The organism is Ruegeria sp., assembly GCF_965199275.1.
Taxonomy (GTDB): domain Bacteria; phylum Pseudomonadota; class Alphaproteobacteria; order Rhodobacterales; family Rhodobacteraceae; genus Ruegeria.
This window is the reverse complement of record NZ_CBDAQX010000021.1, coordinates 555711-574656: the sequence shown is the minus strand read 5'-3', so window position 1 is coordinate 574656 and position 18946 is coordinate 555711. Positions and strand designations below refer to the sequence as shown.

General features: G+C 61.1%; 18 protein-coding genes and 5 pseudogenes. All 23 read left to right on the top strand.

What is annotated here, in order from left to right; all coding sequences use genetic code 11:
* Nucleotides 1-211: 211 nt before the first annotated feature.
* The 23 genes and pseudogenes from ACOERD_RS17585 to ACOERD_RS17475 all read left to right on the top strand — a co-directional run bounded on the left by ACOERD_RS17585 (nt 212) and on the right by ACOERD_RS17475 (nt 18872).
* Nucleotides 212-1372, top strand: coding sequence for a phage portal protein (locus tag ACOERD_RS17585; protein WP_419739891.1), 1161 nt, complete (start codon nt 212-214; stop codon nt 1370-1372).
* Nucleotides 1365-1583 (top strand): GTA head formation protein, RCAP_rcc01685 family, encoded by a 219-nt coding sequence (locus ACOERD_RS17580; RefSeq protein ID WP_419739890.1) that lies wholly within the window; start codon nt 1365-1367, stop codon nt 1581-1583. Before ACOERD_RS17585 ends, ACOERD_RS17580 begins: the two co-directional genes overlap by 8 nt.
* Nucleotides 1584-1609: 26 nt before the next feature.
* Entirely contained in the window at nt 1610-2059 is a 450-nt protein-coding gene (locus ACOERD_RS17575) for an HK97 family phage prohead protease (protein ID WP_419739889.1), read from the top strand.
* Between the two features lie 59 nt (nt 2060-2118).
* Nucleotides 2119-3627: an IS21 family transposase gene (istA, locus tag ACOERD_RS17570; protein WP_419737605.1), complete on the top strand. Its 1509-nt coding sequence runs from the start codon at nt 2119-2121 to the stop codon at nt 3625-3627.
* On the top strand, nt 3614-4345 hold the full coding sequence (istB, locus tag ACOERD_RS17565) for an IS21-like element helper ATPase IstB (protein ID WP_419737606.1): 732 nt from the start codon (nt 3614-3616) through the stop codon (nt 4343-4345). Before istA ends, istB begins: the two co-directional genes overlap by 14 nt.
* A 194-nt stretch (nt 4346-4539) precedes the next feature.
* Nucleotides 4540-4698, top strand: a pseudogene (locus ACOERD_RS17560) (HK97 family phage prohead protease); the annotation flags it as partial.
* A gap of 34 nt (nt 4699-4732) precedes the next feature.
* A complete protein-coding gene (locus ACOERD_RS17555; protein ID WP_419739888.1) occupies nt 4733-5911 on the top strand; it encodes a phage major capsid protein in 1179 nt (392 codons plus the stop codon).
* Between the two features lie 172 nt (nt 5912-6083).
* On the top strand, nt 6084-6683 hold the full coding sequence (locus ACOERD_RS17550; protein ID WP_419739887.1) for a head-tail connector protein: 600 nt from the start codon (nt 6084-6086) through the stop codon (nt 6681-6683).
* On the top strand, nt 6680-7018 hold the full coding sequence (locus ACOERD_RS17545; RefSeq protein WP_170458826.1) for a phage head closure protein: 339 nt from the start codon (nt 6680-6682) through the stop codon (nt 7016-7018). The genes ACOERD_RS17550 and ACOERD_RS17545 overlap by 4 nt, the downstream gene beginning before the upstream one ends.
* A complete protein-coding gene (locus ACOERD_RS17540; protein WP_419739886.1) occupies nt 7015-7428 on the top strand; it encodes a DUF3168 domain-containing protein in 414 nt (137 codons plus the stop codon). The genes ACOERD_RS17545 and ACOERD_RS17540 overlap by 4 nt, the downstream gene beginning before the upstream one ends.
* 20 nt (nt 7429-7448) lie before the next feature.
* A complete protein-coding gene (locus ACOERD_RS17535) occupies nt 7449-7862 on the top strand; it encodes a phage major tail protein, TP901-1 family (RefSeq protein WP_170374021.1) in 414 nt (137 codons plus the stop codon).
* A pseudogene (locus tag ACOERD_RS17530) lies at nt 7862-8044 on the top strand (gene transfer agent family protein); the annotation flags it as partial. The gene ACOERD_RS17535 and the pseudogene ACOERD_RS17530, both read left to right, overlap by 1 nt.
* A 133-nt stretch (nt 8045-8177) precedes the next feature.
* Nucleotides 8178-9920, top strand: coding sequence for an IS1634 family transposase (locus ACOERD_RS17525; RefSeq protein ID WP_419737624.1), 1743 nt, complete (start codon nt 8178-8180; stop codon nt 9918-9920).
* Between the two features lie 144 nt (nt 9921-10064).
* Nucleotides 10065-10382: pseudogene (locus tag ACOERD_RS17520) on the top strand (gene transfer agent family protein).
* Nucleotides 10379-10588 (top strand): rcc01693 family protein, encoded by a 210-nt coding sequence (locus ACOERD_RS17515; protein ID WP_419739885.1) that lies wholly within the window; start codon nt 10379-10381, stop codon nt 10586-10588. The pseudogene ACOERD_RS17520 and the gene ACOERD_RS17515 overlap by 4 nt, the downstream one beginning before the upstream one ends.
* Nucleotides 10575-11237, top strand: coding sequence for a phage tail tape measure protein (locus ACOERD_RS17510; RefSeq protein WP_170458816.1), 663 nt, complete (start codon nt 10575-10577; stop codon nt 11235-11237). Before ACOERD_RS17515 ends, ACOERD_RS17510 begins: the two co-directional genes overlap by 14 nt.
* Nucleotides 11238-11249: 12 nt before the next feature.
* Nucleotides 11250-11882, top strand: coding sequence for a phage distal tail protein, Rcc01695 family (locus tag ACOERD_RS17505; RefSeq protein ID WP_419739884.1), 633 nt, complete (start codon nt 11250-11252; stop codon nt 11880-11882).
* A complete protein-coding gene (locus ACOERD_RS17500; RefSeq protein WP_419739883.1) occupies nt 11882-12769 on the top strand; it encodes a DUF2163 domain-containing protein in 888 nt (295 codons plus the stop codon). The genes ACOERD_RS17505 and ACOERD_RS17500 overlap by 1 nt, the downstream gene beginning before the upstream one ends.
* Entirely contained in the window at nt 12766-13212 is a 447-nt protein-coding gene (locus ACOERD_RS17495) for an NlpC/P60 family protein (protein WP_419739882.1), read from the top strand. Before ACOERD_RS17500 ends, ACOERD_RS17495 begins: the two co-directional genes overlap by 4 nt.
* Nucleotides 13212-14900: pseudogene (locus ACOERD_RS17490) on the top strand (baseplate multidomain protein megatron); the annotation flags it as partial. The gene ACOERD_RS17495 and the pseudogene ACOERD_RS17490, both read left to right, overlap by 1 nt.
* A 77-nt stretch (nt 14901-14977) precedes the next feature.
* Nucleotides 14978-16159, top strand: coding sequence for an ISNCY family transposase (locus ACOERD_RS17485; RefSeq protein WP_419737631.1), 1182 nt, complete (start codon nt 14978-14980; stop codon nt 16157-16159).
* A 137-nt stretch (nt 16160-16296) separates the two neighbouring features.
* Nucleotides 16297-18570, top strand: a pseudogene (locus ACOERD_RS17480) (baseplate multidomain protein megatron); the annotation flags it as partial.
* Between the two features lie 5 nt (nt 18571-18575).
* Complete coding sequence (locus ACOERD_RS17475; protein ID WP_419739881.1) at nt 18576-18872, top strand: hypothetical protein; 297 nt, start codon at nt 18576-18578, stop codon at nt 18870-18872.
* Nucleotides 18873-18946 lie beyond the last annotated feature (74 nt).

Below are 18946 nucleotides of genomic sequence, written 5' to 3'. Positions count from 1 at the left end.
AAATTTGAAATGGTAATCCAAAAGTAACAAAGGTTGTCTCAATAGAGTATCGGTCTCGTCACCAATTCTGTCTACTACTCAGACCACAGATGATTTTGGGTGCTTGTGTTGCTCACCCTACGCGCGCTCCATTCCCAAGGTTTAAACTTCTCACCGTCATAACTCCTTTCAACAAGCCGGGCAGAGCGGCGGCAGAAAGGAGCATCTGGACATGGTATTCGATTTCTCGCGTCGTGGAGCGGCCAGGGAAGCGCCCGAGGCGAAGGCGAGCGCGGCAGGCCCCGTGGTGGCGTGGCAGACGGGCGGGCACGTGGCGTGGAGCCCTCGGGACGCGGTGTCGCTGACACGTACTGGGTTTTCGGGGAACCCGGTGGGGTTTCGCTCGGTCAAGTTGATTGCCGAGGCGGCGGCGGCCCTGCCCTTGGTACTGCAGGATCAGACGCAGCGCTATGACGTTCACCCGATCCTTTCCCTCATGCGGCGTCCGAATGCGGCACAGGGGCGAGCGGAGTTGATGGAGGCCTTGTTCGGGCAGTTGCTGCTGTCGGGTAATGCCTACGTCGAGGCTGTGCAGACTGATGAAAGCCTGCCGGTTGAACTGCATGTCTTACGCTCGGACCGGATGAGCGTGGTGCCGGGCGCGGATGGATGGCCCAAGGCGTATGACTATGCGGTTGGCGGTAACAAGCACCGATTTGCGGCGGAAAACATCTGTCATATCAAGTCGTTCCATCCTCAGGATGATCACTATGGGTTCTCGCCGATGCAGGCGGCGGCGATGGCGATTGATGTGCATAACAGCGCGTCCCGGTGGTCGAAATCGTTGCTGGATAACGCGGCGCGGCCTTCGGGGGCGCTGGTGTGGAAGGGCGATGGCCATGGGGTGATGGCCGAGGATCAATTTCGGCGCCTAAGCGACGAGATCGAGCAGAACTATCGCGGGGCGCGCAATGCGGGGCGTCCGATGGTTCTGGAAGGGGGGCTGGATTGGAAGCCGATGGGTTTCTCTCCGTCCGATATGGAGTTTCAAAAGACCAAGGAAGCCGCCGCCCGTGAGATCGCGCTTGCCTTTGGGGTCCCGCCGATGCTGCTGGGGATCCAGGGCGACGCGACCTATTCGAACTACCAGGAGGCCAATCGGGCGTTCTATCGCCTGACCGTGCTGCCTCTGGTGACGCGGGTGGCGGCGGTGGTGTCGGAGTGGCTGATTGGCTTTACCGGCGAGGATCTGATGCTGAAACCCGATCTGGATCAGGTGCCCGCGCTGTCGGCGGAACGTGATGCGCAATGGGCGCGGGTCAATGCGGCGGATTTCCTAACGGACGCTGAAAAGCGCGCCCTGCTGGGCCTGCCGGAGCGCGCGGATGTCTGACGGATATCCTCCGTTTGAATGCGCGCCGGGCCTGCGTCTGGCCACACATGAACGGGTGGCCGAAATCCAGCATGCGTATCTGTGCAGACGGTTGGATCAGATCGAAGAGATGATGGAACGGCTGGAGAAGCGGTTGTGGCTGACGGTCTATGGCGTGGTCGCGGTGATCCTGGCGCAGGCGTTTCAATCCATCTTGGTGGTAACGCCATGAGTTCAGTGAGTTACATGGAGAAGTTCATGAATTTAGAACATAAATTCGCGCGGTTCGGGGACGGTTTGTCCGTCACCGATGACGCCGTGATCGAAGGCTATGCCAGCCTGTTCGGACAGGTCGATCAGGGCAGCGATGTGGTGCAACGCGGGGCGTATCGGGGCTCGCTCGACGGGCTGGCAAAGGCTGGGCAGCGGGTCAAGATGCTGTGGCAGCACGATCCGGCTCAGCCCATCGGTGTCTGGGACGAGGTGCGCGAAGATGACCAGGGTCTTTGGGTCAAAGGGCGTCTGCTGGAGGCCACGCAAAAGGGCCGTGAGGCGGCTGAATTGATCCGGGCGGGCGCGATGGATGGCCTGTCGATTGGTTATCGCACCAAACGCTCCGTGAAGAATGACAAGGGCCAGCGGGTCCTGACTTGTAGAAAAGCGTGCAATTTTGACCCCCTAAGCGGGGAAATCGGCGTCCAAATTTGACCCCTCCCTATGGTTGTAGACATCCTTTTCATTGAGCAGTCGATGGAGAGGCAAGCGGGATGATTTGCGTGGAAACTATTAGAAAAGTGCGTCGCTTACACCTGATCGAAAAAAAGAGCATCAAGGAAATTTGCCGTTCGCTCAATTTGAGCCGTGCAACGGTTCGAAAGATAATCCGATCGGGAGTGACGGAGTTCAAATATGAGCGCAAATCGCAGCCATACCCGGTGCTCGGGCCTTGGCGCGCGCGTCTGGATGAAACGCTTGAGGAGAACGAGGCGCTTCCGAAGAAACACCGCAAGCGGATGACCAAAATCTGGAAGGAACTCTCCGATGATGGTTTTGGCGGCGGGTATGACAGTGTTCGACGCTACACAAAGAATTGGCGCATTGCGCACGGCCGACAACAGGCGCAGGCGTTCATCCCGCTGATCTTTGATCCTGGGGAGGCGTACCAGTTCGACTGGAGTGTGGAGACGGTTTTGATGGACGGTGCACTCACGACCGTGAAGGTTGCCCATTTCAAACTTTGCCATAGCCGCATGCCATTCTCCATTGCCTATCCGCGCGAGACGCAGGAGATGGTCTTTGATGCCCACGACGAGGCCTTCAAATTCTTTGGTGGAGGCTGCATCAACGGGATCTACGATAACATGACGACCGCCGTCGATGCGATCCTGTCGGGCAAGGAAAGAAAGTTCAACAAGGCATTCTCCCGGATGTGTTCTCATCATCTGGTGAACCCGATCGCCTGTACGCGCGCGGCCGGTTGGGAGAAGGGTCAGGTTGAGAATCTGGTCAAGGAGAGCCGCGCCTATAGTTTTACACCGCGTCTGGAGGTGGCCGACTTCGATGAATTGAATGCCCGGCTGCAAAAAGACGCGATCAAACGCGCAAAAGAACTGCGGCATCCGGAAAACCTGGAGGTGACGGTCTGGGAGGAGTTCCAGCAGGAAAAGCCGCTGCTGACGCATCTGCAGAAGCCCTTCGTCGGGTTCCGTGAAAAGACGGTCGCCGTGAGCCGAACCTGCCTGATCAACTTCGAAAGAAACAAATACAGCGTTGAGGCAAGAGCTGTTGGACGTCAGGTCCAGTTGCAGGTCTACGCCACGCGGATTGTCCTGCGCCAAGACGGTGAGATTGTCGGAGAGCACGAACGGTGCTTCGGCCGAGGAAAAACGATCTTCAACCCTTGGCACTATGTGCCCGTCCTCAAGCGCAAGCCTGGCGCTCTGCGCAATGGAGCACCGTTCCGTGACTGGGACCTACCACCGGCAATGACGCAGATCTGGACCCATCTGCGGGGCACATCCGACGGAGACCGGCAACTTGCCGATATTCTTTTCGCTGCTTACCAGCACGACATTGATGTGGTCGAGGCTGCCTGCGAAGAAGCTCTAAAATCTGGCCTGCGCAAGGCCGATGCGATCCTGAACATTGTCTCTCGGCGCACCAATCCCCCGCCGCCAAAGGCGATTGAGCCGCCTGCCCACCTGCAGCTGAAAATGGCACCGATCGCGGATTGCGCTCGCTATGACAGGCTTGGAGGCTCCCATGCAACTGCGTAAGGAAATTCTCGAACTTGCCCGTCAACTGAAGTTGCCAGGCATCGTCAACTGCTTTGACGAAGTGATGCAGGCCGCAGCCAAAAACAACTGGCGGCCCCAACAGGTCGTGGCCGAACTCCTCACGGCCGAACTGGCCGAAAAGACTGCGCGCTCGATCCGGTATCAGATGGGTGCCGCAAAGTTCCCGGTCTGCAAGTCCTTACCTGAGTTCGACTTCACGGTCAGCCCCGTCAACGAGGAAGTCGTGCGCAATCTTCATGACGGCGATTTTATGGACCAGGCCAGGAATGGCGTGCTGGTCGGTGGAACCGGATCGGGCAAAACGCATCTCGCAACAGCGATCGGGGGCCACGCGGTCAATAACCGCCGGCGGGTCAGGTTCTTCAGCGCTGTGGATCTCGCGAACAAGCTGGAGGCTGAACATCGCGAAGGCAACGCCGGGCGGCTCAGCGAGCAGCTGATCCGCGTCGACCTCGTGATTATAGACGAACTCGGTTATCTGCCGTTCGCAGAGTCTGGTGGACGATTACTCTTCCATCTCATCAGCAAACTGTACGAGCGAACGTCTATTCTGCTAACAACCAACCTCGCATTTGCTGAATGGCCGAGTGTGTTCACAGATGCCAAAATGACCACTGCTCTCCTGGATCGACTGACACACCATTGCGATATCATCGAAACCGGGAACGAAAGCTGGCGAATTAACCACCGCGACTAACCTCGAAATCGGGGAATAAATTCAAAACAGACAGCAGGTCAAACCTTCAGTCGAGCTACGCTCTCTTTTCGGTTTGACCTGCTGTCCACCCCCTCCTGAATCAACCTAAACACGACCCCCTCAACGCCCCTCTTAGCTCCAAGGGGGGTCAAATTTGGACGCCGATGGGGGGTCATTATTCAATGCCGATTGACATGACTGAACTGGAGCTGTGGGAAGTGTCGCTGGTGACCTTCCCGATGCTGCCCAGTGCGCGGGTGGCGGCCAAGGGTGTGGACCCCGAGGCCGAGAACACCTGGCGCAGTATTGCCGAGGTGTTCCAAGACGCCCGGCAGGAGCTGGCGCGGACCTAGCGCGCCTCAGAATCCACCCAAAAAGGAAGTGCTGATGAGCAAGACCGAAACCCCGGCCTTGACCGGAGAGGGTGCGCCCCTGGTTCAGGAGGTGAAGCAGGCGATGGCTGGCTTCGTCAATGAATTCAAGGGCCTCAAGGCTGAAGTTAAAACCAAACTGCAACAGACAGAAGAGCGACTGACCATGCTGGATCGTAAATCAACCATCGCGGCGCGCCCGCATCTTGCTGCCTCGATTGAGGACGGCGCACCGCATCAAAAGGCTTTCGACGCCTATGTGCGTTCGGGCGAGGATGATGGGCTGCGCGGGCTTGAAATGGAGTCGAAATCCCTTTCGAGCGCTGTGAACAGCGATGGCGGCTATCTGATTGATCCGCAGACCGCAGAAACGATCAAGTCGGTCCTGAATTCGACCGCTTCGATCCGGTCAATTGCGTCGGTGGTGAATGTCGAGGCGAACTCGTTCGACGTGCTGATCGACCATACCGATGTCGGTGCGGGTTGGGCCGATGAGGCCTCGGCCACCACCGAGACCGCGACGCCGTCTATTGACCGCATCTCGATCCCGCTGCACGAGCTGAGCGCGCTGCCCAAGACCTCGCAACGCCTGCTGGATGACAGTGCCTTTGATGTCGAGGGCTGGCTGGCCGGACGTATCGCCGACAAATTCGCCCGCGCCGAGGCGGCCGCGTTTATCGGTGGTGACGGGGCGGACAAGCCCAAGGGTATTCTGGACCACCCGGCTGTCGACAATGACGTCTGGGCTTGGGGCAATCTAGGCTACGTTGCGACCGGTACGGCGGGTGGCGTCGATGCGGGCGCGATCGTGGATGTGGTCTATGCGCTGGGCGCGCAGTACCGCGTGAACGGCACCTTCGTGATGAACTCGAAAACCGCTGGTCTGATCCGCAAGCTGAAGGACAGCGATGGCCGCTTCTTGTGGTCCGATGGTCTGGCCGCGGGTGAGCCTGCGCGTCTGATGGGCTATCCGGTGCTGATTGCCGAGGACATGCCGGACGCGGCGACCGACAGCTTTTCGATTGCCTTTGGCGATTTCCAGGCAGGTTACACCATTGCCGAACGTCCCGATCTGCGCGTGTTGCGTGATCCGTTCAGCGCCAAGCCGCATGTTCTGTTCTACGCGACCAATCGCGTTGGCGGCGACGTAAGCGACTTTGCTGCGATCAAGCTGGTGAAATTCGGCACCGCCTAAAGCGGGCTGAATCCGGGGGGCCTTAGGGCCCTTCGGGCGGCGGGCGCGGGCCGGGGTGAGATCCCCCGCGTTGTCTAGCTGCTCCCCTCCGTCCGAGCAACGTGGGGCGGCGCGTGCCCGTCATTTTCCTGACAGAGGCCCCCGGAGGGGTCCGAGATAGCGGAGTGAATGGATGATGTTGATCGAAGAAACCGCCATCGCGGATGCGGCGCTGCCGGTGGATCAGTTCAAGGCGCATCTGCGGCTGGGCACGGGGTTCGCCGAGGGTGATACGCAGGATGAGGTTCTGACCGGTTTTCTGCGTGCAGCGATTGCAGCTATCGAGGCGCGCACCGGCAAGGTGCTGATCGAGCGCGAGTTTTCGTGGAGCCTGAACGGCTGGCGCGAACTCGAAAGCGAAACTCTGCCGGTGGCCCCGGTGGTTTCAGTTGGTGCTGTGACGCTGACGGATGCGCTGGGCGCTGAGACCGTGGCGGACAGTGCGACGTACCGGTTGGAGAGGGATGCGCAGCGCCCTCGGGTGCGGGCGGCGGGGTCTTGTTTGCCGAGAATCCAGACCGGCGGATCGGTAAAGATCGCCTTTACAGCTGGCATGGCCGCAGATTGGGGCGGATTGCCCGCCGATCTGGGACAGGCGGTGCTGCTGTTGGCGGCGCATTACTACGAATATCGCGACGAAATGGCCTTGGGCGCAGGGTGTATGCCTTTCGGTGTGACCAGCCTGATCCAACGCTATCGCACGGTGCGCCTCGGCGCTGGGGTGATGCAATGAACGCGCCGCGATTGAACCGCAAGCTGGAGCTGGAGGCGCCGGTTCGCACAGCTGACGGCGCTGGGGGCTATACTGAAACCTGGGCCGCTTTGGGCTCGCTCTGGGCCGAGGTGACCGCGCGTAGCGGGGCGGAACGAGCGGTCGGTGGGGCTTCGGTCTCGCGCGTAGGCTACCGGATCGTTGTACGGGGCGCGCCCGAGGGTTCGAGCATGCGGCCCGCTCCGGACCAGCGGTTCCGCGAAGGTGCCCGTCGGTTCGTGATCCGCGCTGTGGCCGAGCGGGACCCGCGCGGCCAGTACCTGACCTGTTTTGCAGATGAAGAGGTGGCGGCATGAGCTATGGCGTTTCAGCCGCTTTGCAGGCGGCGGTGTTTCAACAGCTGTCAGGCGACGCGCAGGTCAGCACGCTGTCGGGCGGTGCGATCTATGACGCGGTTCCTGCGGGGACCATGCCGCAGACCTACGTGACTTTGGGCCCGGAAGAGGTGCGAGAGGCCTCGGACCGCGCGAACGCGGGGGCTGTGCATCGCTTCACGGTCTCGGTTGTGTCCGAGGCGGCAGGTTTTGGTGCCGCCAAGGCGCTGGCCGGCGCGGTTTGTGACGCGCTGGAAGGTGCCGCGCTGAGTTTGGACCGCGGTCATCTGGTGGGGCTGTGGTTCGAACGGGCCAGCGCCCGACGCACGGGAACTGGCGGCGCGATCCGCCAGATCGACCTGAGATTCCGCGCCCGCGTGGAAGACGACTAAGCAATCAACGGAGAGAGCATATGGCTGCCCAGAATGGAAAAGACCTGTTGGTTAAAGTGGATATGAACGGCACGGGCCTGTTCGAAACCATCGCGGGCCTGCGCGCCACGCGGATCAGTTTCAACGCGGAAAGCGTCGATGTCACCAGCCTGGAAAGCCAGGGCGGGTGGCGCGAGCTGCTGTCAGGGGCGGGGGTCAAGTCGGCCTCGATCTCGGGCTCGGGGGTGTTCAAGGACGAAGGCACGGATGAACGGGCGCGTCAGCTGTTCTTTGATGGCGAGACGCCCGGTTTTCAGGTGATCATCCCCGATTTCGGCATCGTCGAAGGGCCGTTTCAGGTCAGCAGCATCGAATATGCGGGCTCGCATAACGGTGAGGCGACCTATGAGATGAGCATGGCAAGCGCCGGTGCGCTGAGCTTCACGGCGCTCTGATGGCCAATCCGTGGACGGGCGAGGTGGCTTTGACCATCGATGGGGAGCAGCGGGTGCTCAAGCTGACATTGGGTGCCTTGGCGGAATTGTAACAGGAACTGGGGGCCGGATCTCTGGTCGAATTGGTGCAGCGCTTTGAAGGCGGCGGGTATTCCAGCGGTGACGTGCTGGCGCTTTTCCTGACTTCCGACCTTTTTGTTGATCTGACTGGGTTTTTGGTTTGTTTTCAGGTGTGGTTGCTCAGAGGCGCGTTGTAGTGCCCCATTATTATAAAAAGTATTGACATGGGCCTTCAGATGGCTAACCTCTTCGCCCATGTTCATCCGCACCAAACATGACGCAAAGCTCAACCGCACACGGATCCAGATCGTTGAATCCGTCCGCACCGGCTCCAAGGTACGCCAGAAGATCCTGCGCCATGTGGGTGTGGCCCATAACGACAGCGAGATTGAGGATATCAAGCGTCTGGCGGGCCGCTTGATGGAGCAATTACGCATTGATCGCTCGCCGCAAATGGAACTGTTCACGCCCACGGAATATGCCGATCTGCAGGCGCTGGTGCGCCGCGCTCCGCGGCCGGACAAGCTTGGCGTTGATCTTGCCGAGTGCCGTGAGGAGGCGCGGGTCTCTCTGGGTCTGCGGGATGTCATGGGGACGATGTATGACCAACTGGGTTGGGGGGCCCTTCTGGGGGCGGCGCGTAAAAGTGCCAATCGCATTGTGAAAGAGCTGGTTATGGCGCGGATCGCACAGCCCGAGAGCAAGCGCGCGACCGTGGAGGCGTTGGAGAACCAGGCAGGCATCACGCTCAATCTGGACGTGGTCTATCGGAGCATGGATTACATCAATACGCCGGTGATAGACGGGATTTGCAAAACCTCTCACGCGGCGGCAGAGAAGTTGCTGGGCGGGCCAGTGACCGTGCTGTTCTACGATTGCACGACCCTGGCCTTTGACACCGAGCGCGAGGACCCGGCCGAGGATGCGGACGGGGTCGAGCAGGATCATCTTCTGGCCAAGGGCTTCAGCAAGGATGGCAAGCATCACCGCGCTCAGGTCATGCTGGCGCTGATCGTCACCTCCGATGGGCTGCCTGTGGGCTATGAACTCTTCCCGGGAAACACCTGGGAAGGTCATACGCTGGAAGCTGCGCTGAAGGCGTTGGAGGGACGCTTCGACGTGGCCAGGGTCACGTTCGTGGCCGATGCCGCCATGCTCAGCAAGGACAACCAGCAGATGTTGCAGAACAAGGGTCTGCCCTACATCCTCGGCTATCGCATGAAGTCCGCCCCGGCCGCCGTGAAGGCGAACATTTTGAGCCCGGAGGGACGCCAGCCTTGGGCTGGACACGGTTCTGAAGAGGCAACCGAGAAGGGCTGGTACAAGGTGATCGACCAGGAGGGAGCGCGGGTCATTGTGACCTGGTCACCCACCCGGGCACGCAATGATGCCCACAAGCGCGACAAGGCAATCGAAAAGCTGCACAAGAAGCTCAAGCGCTCTCGCAAACCCGGCAGCTTCAGCAGCCGGGGATATGGCCGCTTCCTGGCCTTCCCCGACAGCGGGGACGTCACGCTGGATGATGCAAAGATCAAGGCAGCGGCACAATGGGACGGGCTGCATGCCATTGTTGTTCATGGTGCGGACGAACTGGAGGCACAGGACGTCATTGCCCGCTATCACCAGTTGTGGGAGATCGAAGCCTGCTTCCGCACCAACAAGCACGATCTGAAAATCCGGCCCATCTATCACTGGTCGCCGCGTCGGGTCCGGGCCCATATCGCCATCTGCTACATGGCCTTCTGCTGCCTGCAGCACCTGCGCAAGCATCTGGACCTGCTCGGACACCCGATGAGCCCGGCTCGTATCCGCAACGAGTTGAACGCATTGCAGCTCTCGATCCTGCGCCACAAAGGCACCCCTGACCGCTACGGCATGCCAAGCCATGCCACGGTCGATGCCAGACGCATCCTCACCTGCGTCGGCCTGACCTGGAACGAAGCCCCTTTCAAGATACCCCCCGGGCGCACCCGAAAAACTGGCCAGACCAAAGCCTGAGCTCCCTCAACACTCCGAAACAATCGCTGGCGAAAAAAGTCCGTGTAGTGCCTTTTGGCAACCAAGGCATAATAATATCAATGACTTATACGAAAAAATGTCGGAAGTCAGGAGCGCCGGTGCGCTGAGCTTCACGGCGCTCTGATGGCCAATCCGTGGACGGGCGAGGTGGCTTTGACCATCGATGGGGAGCAGCGGGTGCTCAAGCTGACATTGGGTGCCTTGGCGGAATTGTAACAGGAACTGGGGGCCGGATCTCTGGTCGAATTGGTGCAGCGCTTTGAAGGCGGCGGGTATTCCAGCGGTGACGTGCTGGCGCTTTTGGTCGCCGGTTTGCGCGGCGGCGGCGCGCCGGTCACAAGCGATGACCTGCTGCATGCCGAAATCGCTGGTGGACCGATGGCGGGTGCCAAGGCGGCGGCCGAATTGCTGGCCCGCGCCTTCATGGTGCCAGAGCAGTGAGCGGGTTCGACTGGCCCGCGCTGATGCGGGCCGGGATCCTCGGCCTGCGGCTGACGCCGGATCAGTTCTGGCGTCTGACCCCGGCCGAGCTGCGGCTGATGCTGGGGCAGGGCGCGGCGATGCCTGCGATGAACCGGAAGGGCCTCGACGCTTTGCTGGCGGCCTATCCGGACAAGAAACAAGGAGAGCGTGATGACGGATCGTGAAGGTTTTGACGACCTGCAGGAACGGGGCGAGTCGCTAGGCGACGCGCTGGGCGACGCGGCCAGCATGGCGGCGGCGTTTGATGGTCACTTGCAGCGGGTCAGGGCGGCCTTTGAAGAGACTGGTAAGGATGTTGCCACTCTGGAACGGGGTCTGTCCGGCGGTTTGCGCAAGGCGTTTGACGGCGTGGTGCTGGACGGGATGAACCTGTCGGATGCGCTGGATGTGCTGAAGAACTCGATGATCCGCACAGCCTATTCGGCGGCGATCAAGCCGGTGACGGATCATTTTGGCGGCATGCTGGCCAATGGGGTTGGCAGTCTGGTGCAGGGCATTCTGCCTTTTGCGGATGGTGGCAGCTTTAGCCAGGGCCGGGTGATGCCCTTTGCCAATGGCGGCGTAGTCAGCAGTCCGACGATGTTTCCGATGCGGGGCGGCACGGGTCTGATGGGTGAGGCTGGGCCGGAGGCGATCATGCCTCTGGCGCGCGGCGCGGACGGCAAGCTGGGCGTCCGGACGCAGGGCGGCGGGCGTGCCGTGAATGTGGTGATGAATATCTCCACGCCCGATGTGCAGGGATTCCGCCGGTCGCAGGGCCAGATCGCGGCGCAGATGAGCCGCGCCTTGGGTCGTGGCAATCGCAATAGATAAGGGGAGCAGAAGATGAATTTCCACGAGGTGAGATTTCCCGCCAGCCTGAGCTTCGGCTCGGTCGGCGGGCCCGAGCGGCGCACGGATATCGTGACGCTTGCCAACGGTTTTGAAGAACGCAACACGCCCTGGGCGCATTCGCGCAGGCGCTATGATGCTGGGCTGGGGATGCGGTCGTTGGATGACATCGAAACGATGATCTCCTTTTTCGAAGCACGTCAGGGCCAGATGTTCGGGTTCCGCTGGAAGGACTGGTCGGACTACAAGTCGGGATCAGCTACGGCTGACGTCGATCACGGCGATCAGGTCATCGCGCGTGGCGACGGAGAGTGTACCGAGTTTCAACTGGTGAAAACCTATAGCTCGGGCGGGGTCAGCTATGTGCGACCGATCACCAAGCCCGTCCTCGGTACGGTGCGTTTGGGTCTGGATCAGGATGCCATGCGCGAAGGCGTCGACTATGAGGTTGATCTGGCCCGTGGGGTGGTCTCATTCGTGGCCCCTCCGCCCGAACAGGTCGAGATCACGGCGGGGTTCGAGTTTGACGTGCCGGTGCGTTTCGACACCGACAAGATCCAGACCAGCGTTGCCAGCTTTCAGGCCGGGGATGTGCCAAACGTCCCCGTGGTCGAGGTGCGCGTCTGATGAGCGGGGATACTCAGGCACTTCAGGCCCATCTGCAAAGCGGTCTGACCACTGTGTGCCGCTGCTGGGCGATCACCCGCAAAGACAGCCAGGTCTTTGGCTTCACCGATCATGATATGGAGCTGCGGTTCGACGGGCTGACCTTTCGGGCCAGCACCGGCCTGACAGCAGCCGCCATCGAGCAGGCCACCGGGTTGTCGATCGACAATTCAGAGGCGATGGGCGCTCTGTCCGATGCCTCGGTCCGTGAGGATGATATTGAGGCCGGTCGCTTTGACGGGGCCGAGGTGCGCGCCTGGCTGGTCAATTGGGCCGCGCCCGAGCAACGTGTGCTGCAGTTTCGCGGCTCGATTGGTGAGCTGCGGCGCGCGGGTGGAGCCTTTCACGCAGAGCTGCGCGGACTGACCGATCTGCTGAACCGCCCTCTGGGACGGATCTACCAAAAGCCCTGCACGGCCGTGTTGGGGGATTCCGCGTGCCGATTTGCCGTAAGCCAGCCCGGCTATCAGGTCGAGGCCGAGGTCTCCGGTTTTGACGGAGGCACGTCGCTTCGGCTGCTTGGTGGGGCCTCCTCCGACGAAGCCTGGTTCGAACGGGGACGTTTGGATGTGACCTCGGGTACAGCAAATGGGCTATGGGGGTCGATCAAGCAGGACCGTCGGAAGGAAGATGGGCGCGAGATCACCCTTTGGGCCAGCATTGGGGGTGGATTGGCTGTTGGAGACCGGGTGCGCCTGACCGCTGGTTGCGACAAGCGGATGGAGACCTGCCGATTGAAATTCAACAATTTCCTGAACTTCCAGGGATTTCCGGATCTGCCAGGCGAGGACTGGGTGATGGCGGTGCCCAAGAAAGGCAACGCGAATACAGGCGGTAGCAGACGATGACGAAACGCAAACAAGAGATCGTGGACACCGCACGCGCATGGCTGGGCACGCCTTATGTGCATCAGGCCTCGGTTCGCGGGGCGGGGACGGATTGTCTGGGCCTGCTGCGCGGCGTGTGGCGCGAGGTGATCGGGCACGAACCCGAGGCGGTTCCCGTCTACAGCATGGACTGGTCCGAACCGCAGGGTGAAGAACGCATGTGGGCGGCTGCGCGCAGGCATCTGAGCGAAAAGCCCTCAGCCGAAATGGTGGCCGGGGATGTGCTGCTGTTCCGAATGCGCGATAGCGGTGTTGCCAAACATCTGGGGATCGTCAGCAGCACCGGCGAGGTGCCGCGCTTCATCCATGCCTATTCCGGACATGGCGTTGTCGAAAACGCCCTGAGCGACCCCTGGCGCCGCCGGGTGGTCGCCTGTTTTGAATTCCCGTTGGAGGGTCGCTGATGGCTACTATTCTTCTTTCCGCAGCAGGGGCTGCGCTGGGCGGCTCGATCGGCGGCACGGTGGCCGGTTTGTCCACTGCGATTGTCGGTCGGGCGGTCGGGGCCACGCTGGGCCGCGTGATCGACCAACGCATGATGAGCCAATCGGTCATGGGCAGTGGCAGCGAAGTCGTCGAGACCGGCCGCATGGACCGTTTCCGCCTGACCGAAACAGCCGAGGGTGCCCCCGTGGCCACGGTCTTTGGCCGTATGCGCGTGGGCGGTCAGGTGATCTGGGCCTCGGACTTTCTTGAGACCCGGACCACAAGCACGCAATCCTCAGGCGGGGGCGGCAAGGGTTCGCCGAAACCGCCCAAGGTGACGACAACGACCTATAGCTACTCGATCTCTCTGGCGATTGCGGTCGGCGCGGGCGAGATCGCCGATGTCACGCGCGTCTGGGCCGATGGCGAGGAGCAGGAGCGCGCGAGCCTCAATATCCGTGTCTATCACGGGACACAGGATCAACTCCCCGATCCTCTGATCGAGGCCGTCGAGGGCACCGGCAATGTCCCGGCCTATCGCGGTACGGCTTATGTAGTGATCGAGGACTTCCAGCTGGCGTCCTTTGGCAACCGGGTGCCTCAGTTCTCGTTCGAAGTGGTGCGCCCCACACAGCCCGAGATGCCGGATCACCCATCCGCGCTGGGCCAGATCGTCAAGGGCGTGGCCCTGATGCCGGGCACCGGCGAGTATGCGCTGGCCAGCACGCAGGTGAACTATTCCCAAGGGCGCGGGCGCAGTTGGGCGGCCAATGTCAACTCGGCCTCGGGCGAGCCGGATCTGATCACCTCGACCAAAGCACTGACACGAGAGCTGCCGGGCTGCGAAGCGGCCTCCCTGATTGTCTCATGGTTCGGAGATGACCTGCGCTGCGGTGAGTGTCAGATCACGCCCAAGGTGGTGCGCGATGACATAGATGGCGTGAATATGCCGTGGGTCGTGTCGGGCCTGCGGCGCAATACGGCCCAAGTGGTCCAGCATCAGGATGACCGGCCCGTTTACGGTGGCACCCCGGCGGATGGCGCGGTTGTGCAGGCGATCCAGCATCTGAAGGAGACCGGCAAGGATGTGATGTTCTACCCGTTCATCCTGATGGATCAATTGCAGCAGAACGGCCTGCCCGACCCCTGGTCGGACGCAGAGCAGCCGCATCTGCCCTGGCGTGGACGGATCACGCTGGACGTGGCTCCGGGGCGCGGTGGGTCGCCGGACCAGACAGCCGAGGCCGACGCGCAGGTGGCCGCGTTTTTCGGGGCGGCTCAGGTTGGCGATTTTGGCATCAGCGCGGGGCAGGTGACGTATTCCGGCCCGCAGGAATGGGGGCTGCGCCGCTTTATCCTGCACTATGCCACCCTCTGTCAGATCGCAGGCGGTGTTAGTTCCTTCTGCATCAGTTCGGAAATGCGGGGGCTGACGCAAATTCGCGGAGAAAACGGCTTTCCTGCCGTCGAGCAGCTGCGCCAGCTGGCTGCGGACGTGCGCCAAATTCTCGGGCCGGATACCAAGATCGGCTATGCAGCGGATTGGAGCGAATATTTCGGCTATCAACCTTCGGGGACAGGAGACAGGTTCTTTCACCTCGATCCCCTTTGGGCGGATGACAATATCGACTTTGTCGGGATCGACAACTACATGCCTCTGTCCGATGTCGCTAACACGCGATATGTCCGGTGTATGTAACATGCGATCTGTCCGGTTCTATTCTGTCTCTGAGAGGAGGCGTTATGAACCGAGCAGAAGTGTTACAGGAAGTTCGACTGATGAAGTTTGAAGATGTGTATTCGCGGCGAAGCGCGAACAAGCTGACGCAAGAACAGGCGGCTGAGATACTGGGTGTATCCGTGCGCACCGTCAGGCGTTGGGAGGATCGATTTGAGGCGGATGGTGCAGAAGGTCTGTACGACCGTCGGCTTGGCAAACTGGCCAACAATCGTGTTGCCACGGATAAGGTCATGGAGATGCTTGAACTGTTTGATACCAAGTACTGGGATTACACGCCGAAGCATTTCCACGAGAAGCTGGTGGCCCACCATGGTTTCACACAGAGCTACAACTGGGTGCGGCTTACACTGCAGCGCCACGGCCGGGTTCAGGCAGCACCCCGACGAGGTGCCCATCGGCGCAAGCGGCCCCGCCGTCCGATGGTTGGCATGATGTTGCATCAGGACGGCTCCAGCCATGAATGGGTTCCGGGTCAGTGGTGGGATCTGATCGTCACCATGGACGATGCCACCAACCGGGTTTATTCGGCATTCTTTGTCGAGGAAGAAGGGACGATGAGCAGTTTTCAGGGGCTGACAGAGGTGATCGAGGCGCAAGGTCTGTTTTGCTCGCTCTATGCCGATCGGGGCTCTCATTACTGGCATACGCCCGAAGCGGGCGGCAAAGTGGACAAGGACAATCTGACCCAGGTCGGGCGCGCCTTGCAGCAACTCGGCATTGAGCTGATCCCGGCCTATTCACCGCAGGCCCGTGGACGGTCTGAACGCATGTTTGGCACGTTCCAGAACCGATTGCCGCAGGAACTGCGGTCCCATGGGATCACAACCATTGAAGAGGCCAATCAGTTCCTGAAAGAGGTCTATCTTCCCGAACACAATGCCCTGTTTGCAAAGGAGCCGGAGGATACGACCTCGGCCTTCGTGCCGTTTACAGGCAATGTGCGCGACACCCTGTGTGTGCAGGAAGACCGCGTCGTCGGCAACGACAATACGGTGCGCTACAAGGGCCTGGTCATGCAGATCGCGGCAGACAGGCACCGTCATCATTTCGTCAAGGCGAAGGTCAGGGTCCACGAATACCCCGATGGTCAACTGGTCATCTTCCACGGCCCGAGATGCATTGGCCGCTACCAGCCTGACGGATCACCCATCACACAGGAGGATAGCAAACACAAAGTCGCGTGACCCGCTTCGACGTGGCGCGAACGCGGTGGCCCAAATCTACGGTCGCCTACGGCTCCCTCCGAATTGGGCCACCGCGCAATCAACTGAAGCGGACAATTGGCATGTTACCTACACCGGACAATTCAGAATGTTCTCGACACTACATGCCTCTGTCCGATTGGCGCGATGGCGAAGACCATCAGGATGCCGAGGCCGGGTCGATCTACAATCTGGACTACCTGCGCGCCAATGTCGAAGGCGGCGAAGGCTATGACTGGTACTACGCCTCGCCCGAGGAGGCCGAGGCGCAGATTCGCACTCCGATCGAAGACAGCACCCATGATGAGCCGTGGATCTGGCGCTACAAGGACCTGCGCAACTGGTGGTCGAACTGGCATCACGAACGGATTGGCGGCGTGCGACAGAATGATCCGACCGACTGGGTGCCGGGGTCCAAGCCGATCTGGTTCACGGAACTGGGTTGTGCCGCCGTGGATAAAGGCACCAACCAGCCGAACAAGTTTCTCGACCCCAAATCCTCGGAATCTAGCCTGCCACCGCATTCCAACGGCCTCAGGGATGACTTCATTCAGGTGCAATATCTGACGGCAACGCTGGGCTACTGGTCCGAGCCGCAGAACAACCCGGTATCCGAGATCTATGACGGCCTGATGCTGGACCTCTCCAACGCCTATGTCTGGGCCTGGGACGCGCGGCCCTATCCCACCTTTCCAAACCTGCGAAGCCAATGGGACGATGGCGAAAACTACGCCCGAGGGCATTGGCTGAACGGTCGATCCGGCGCGCGCACCCTGGCCTCGGTTGTGACCGAAATCTGCCACGGGGCAGGGGTCACGGATATCGATGTCTCGCAACTCTATGGCGTGGTTCGGGGCTATGCGGTCGAGGACGTCTCGGACGCGCGTTCGGCGTTGCAGCCGTTGATGCTGCGCTATGGGTTTGACGCGATCGAACGGGACGGTGTCCTGCGGTTCCAGACACGTGATGGCTTTGGCGCTGTGGTGCTGGACCCGGATCATCTGGCTGTCAGCTCCGATCTCGACGGCACCGTCGAATACCGCCGTGAGGCCGAGGCCGAGATGACCGGACGTGTCCGTCTGCGCTTTGTTCAATCGGATGCCGATCACGATCTGGTCGCGGAAGAGGCCGTGTTGCCCGACGCGCAGACCCATGCGGTCGCGGTCAATGAGATGCCCCTGTCCATGACCCGTGCCGAGGGTCGCCAGACCGCCGAGCGCTGGCTCAGCGAGGCGCGCGTGTCCCGTGACACCGCCCGGTTTGCCTTGCCCCCGTCCATGCTGCATCTGGGCGCCGGAGACGTGGTGCGCCTGTCTGAACAGGAGGGCAGTGCGCTCTATCGTATCGACCGGTTGGAGAAAGCCGATCTGCAACTGGCCGAGGCGGTGCGGATAGAACGTGGCGTCTACACGGCCAACGGGTTGCAGGATGACCCGGTTGCGATCCGGCCCTTCGTCGCCCCCGTACCAGTCGTACCGGTGTTCATGGACCTGCCGCTGTTGACGGGGACAGAGGCTCCGCACGCGCCGTATCTCGCCGTCGCGGCCGATCCTTGGCCTAGCAGCGTCGCCGTTCATGCCTCTGCCAGGGATGAGGACTATGCACTGCGCGACGTCATTGCGGATCAGGCGGTGATGGGCTTTACCGAAACGCCGCTGCATCGCGCCTCAGCCGGGATATGGGATGAGGGTGCGCCCTTGCAGGTTAAGCTGATCGACGGCGTTCTGGAATCCCGTCCGCGTACATCCTTGCTGAACGGGGCCAATCTGGCGGCCATAGGCGACGGAACACCGGGCAATTGGGAGGTATTCCAGTTTTCTGACGCTACCCTGCAAGAACCGGGCGTCTATGCTCTCTCTGGTCGCCTACGTGGTCAGCTGGGAACGGACGCCCTGATGCCCGACGTCTGGCCCGAAGGGTCAACCTTTGTCTTGCTGGATGACCGTGTCGCCCAGATCAGCCTGTTGCCCAGCGAGCGGCGTGTGGCCCGACATTTTCGGATCGGCCCGGCCTCGCGCGGGTATGACCACCCATCCTACGAATATCTGGTTGAGGCTTTCGACGGGAATGGCCTGCGCCCCTACGCGCCGGTACATGTGTCTGTGCAGACCGCGTCGGACGGGGATACGTTCAGTTGGATCAGGCGCACGCGGATCGAAGGGGATGACTGGGCGGGTCTGGATGTCCCACTGGGCGAGGAAAGCGAGTCCTACCTCATCCGTGTCCGGGCCAACGGTGCCTTAGTCCGCGAAGAGATCGTGGCCGAGCCGCGCTGGGCCTATACCGCAGCCGCGAAGTCCGCCGATGGTTTGACAGGTGGGTATGCGGTCGAGATCGCGCAAATCTCGGCCATATACGGCGCCGGTCCGGCGGCGCGCATTCAGGTCGCGTAGGACTTATGCGCCCCGTCCTCCACGGAGATGTAAGCGCTGCGGCGCGTGCCTTGTTGGCCGTGCCGCAGCGCAACCGCCGAACGCTCTGTATCAAGATGGTGGCCGAGGCCGAACTGGCCGACCGCCATGTCCAGCGCACTGGGCGGATGCATCCCGTCTATGGCAATGGATCCCTGATGACAGCCGCCCGCACTCGGGTGCTGGCGGATGAACCGGGCTTTGACGATCCGACCTATTGCCAGTGCTTTGAGATGGTTTTGCGCCAGTTGATACGATTTCAGACCCGGCGGGCGTTGGGCTGACTTCTTAAAGCACCGAGAGGCGCAAGCCCCCTCTTAGAACACATTCATTTTGGTTAAGTTACAGATCACGGGTT

Coding starts and splice junctions, on each gene's coding strand:
- ACOERD_RS17585 (WP_419739891.1), top strand. CDS start 212: ATGGTATTCGATTTCTCGCGTCGTGGAGCGGCCAGGGAAGCGCCCGAG.
- ACOERD_RS17580 (WP_419739890.1), top strand. CDS start 1,365: ATGTCTGACGGATATCCTCCGTTTGAATGCGCGCCGGGCCTGCGTCTG.
- ACOERD_RS17575 (WP_419739889.1), top strand. CDS start 1,610: ATGAATTTAGAACATAAATTCGCGCGGTTCGGGGACGGTTTGTCCGTC.
- istA (WP_419737605.1), top strand. CDS start 2,119: ATGATTTGCGTGGAAACTATTAGAAAAGTGCGTCGCTTACACCTGATC.
- istB (WP_419737606.1), top strand. CDS start 3,614: ATGCAACTGCGTAAGGAAATTCTCGAACTTGCCCGTCAACTGAAGTTG.
- ACOERD_RS17555 (WP_419739888.1), top strand. CDS start 4,733: ATGAGCAAGACCGAAACCCCGGCCTTGACCGGAGAGGGTGCGCCCCTG.
- ACOERD_RS17550 (WP_419739887.1), top strand. CDS start 6,084: ATGATGTTGATCGAAGAAACCGCCATCGCGGATGCGGCGCTGCCGGTG.
- ACOERD_RS17545 (WP_170458826.1), top strand. CDS start 6,680: ATGAACGCGCCGCGATTGAACCGCAAGCTGGAGCTGGAGGCGCCGGTT.
- ACOERD_RS17540 (WP_419739886.1), top strand. CDS start 7,015: ATGAGCTATGGCGTTTCAGCCGCTTTGCAGGCGGCGGTGTTTCAACAG.
- ACOERD_RS17535 (WP_170374021.1), top strand. CDS start 7,449: ATGGCTGCCCAGAATGGAAAAGACCTGTTGGTTAAAGTGGATATGAAC.
- ACOERD_RS17525 (WP_419737624.1), top strand. CDS start 8,178: ATGTTCATCCGCACCAAACATGACGCAAAGCTCAACCGCACACGGATC.
- ACOERD_RS17510 (WP_170458816.1), top strand. CDS start 10,575: ATGACGGATCGTGAAGGTTTTGACGACCTGCAGGAACGGGGCGAGTCG.
- ACOERD_RS17505 (WP_419739884.1), top strand. CDS start 11,250: ATGAATTTCCACGAGGTGAGATTTCCCGCCAGCCTGAGCTTCGGCTCG.
- ACOERD_RS17500 (WP_419739883.1), top strand. CDS start 11,882: ATGAGCGGGGATACTCAGGCACTTCAGGCCCATCTGCAAAGCGGTCTG.
- ACOERD_RS17495 (WP_419739882.1), top strand. CDS start 12,766: ATGACGAAACGCAAACAAGAGATCGTGGACACCGCACGCGCATGGCTG.
- ACOERD_RS17485 (WP_419737631.1), top strand. CDS start 14,978: ATGAACCGAGCAGAAGTGTTACAGGAAGTTCGACTGATGAAGTTTGAA.
- ACOERD_RS17475 (WP_419739881.1), top strand. CDS start 18,576: ATGCGCCCCGTCCTCCACGGAGATGTAAGCGCTGCGGCGCGTGCCTTG.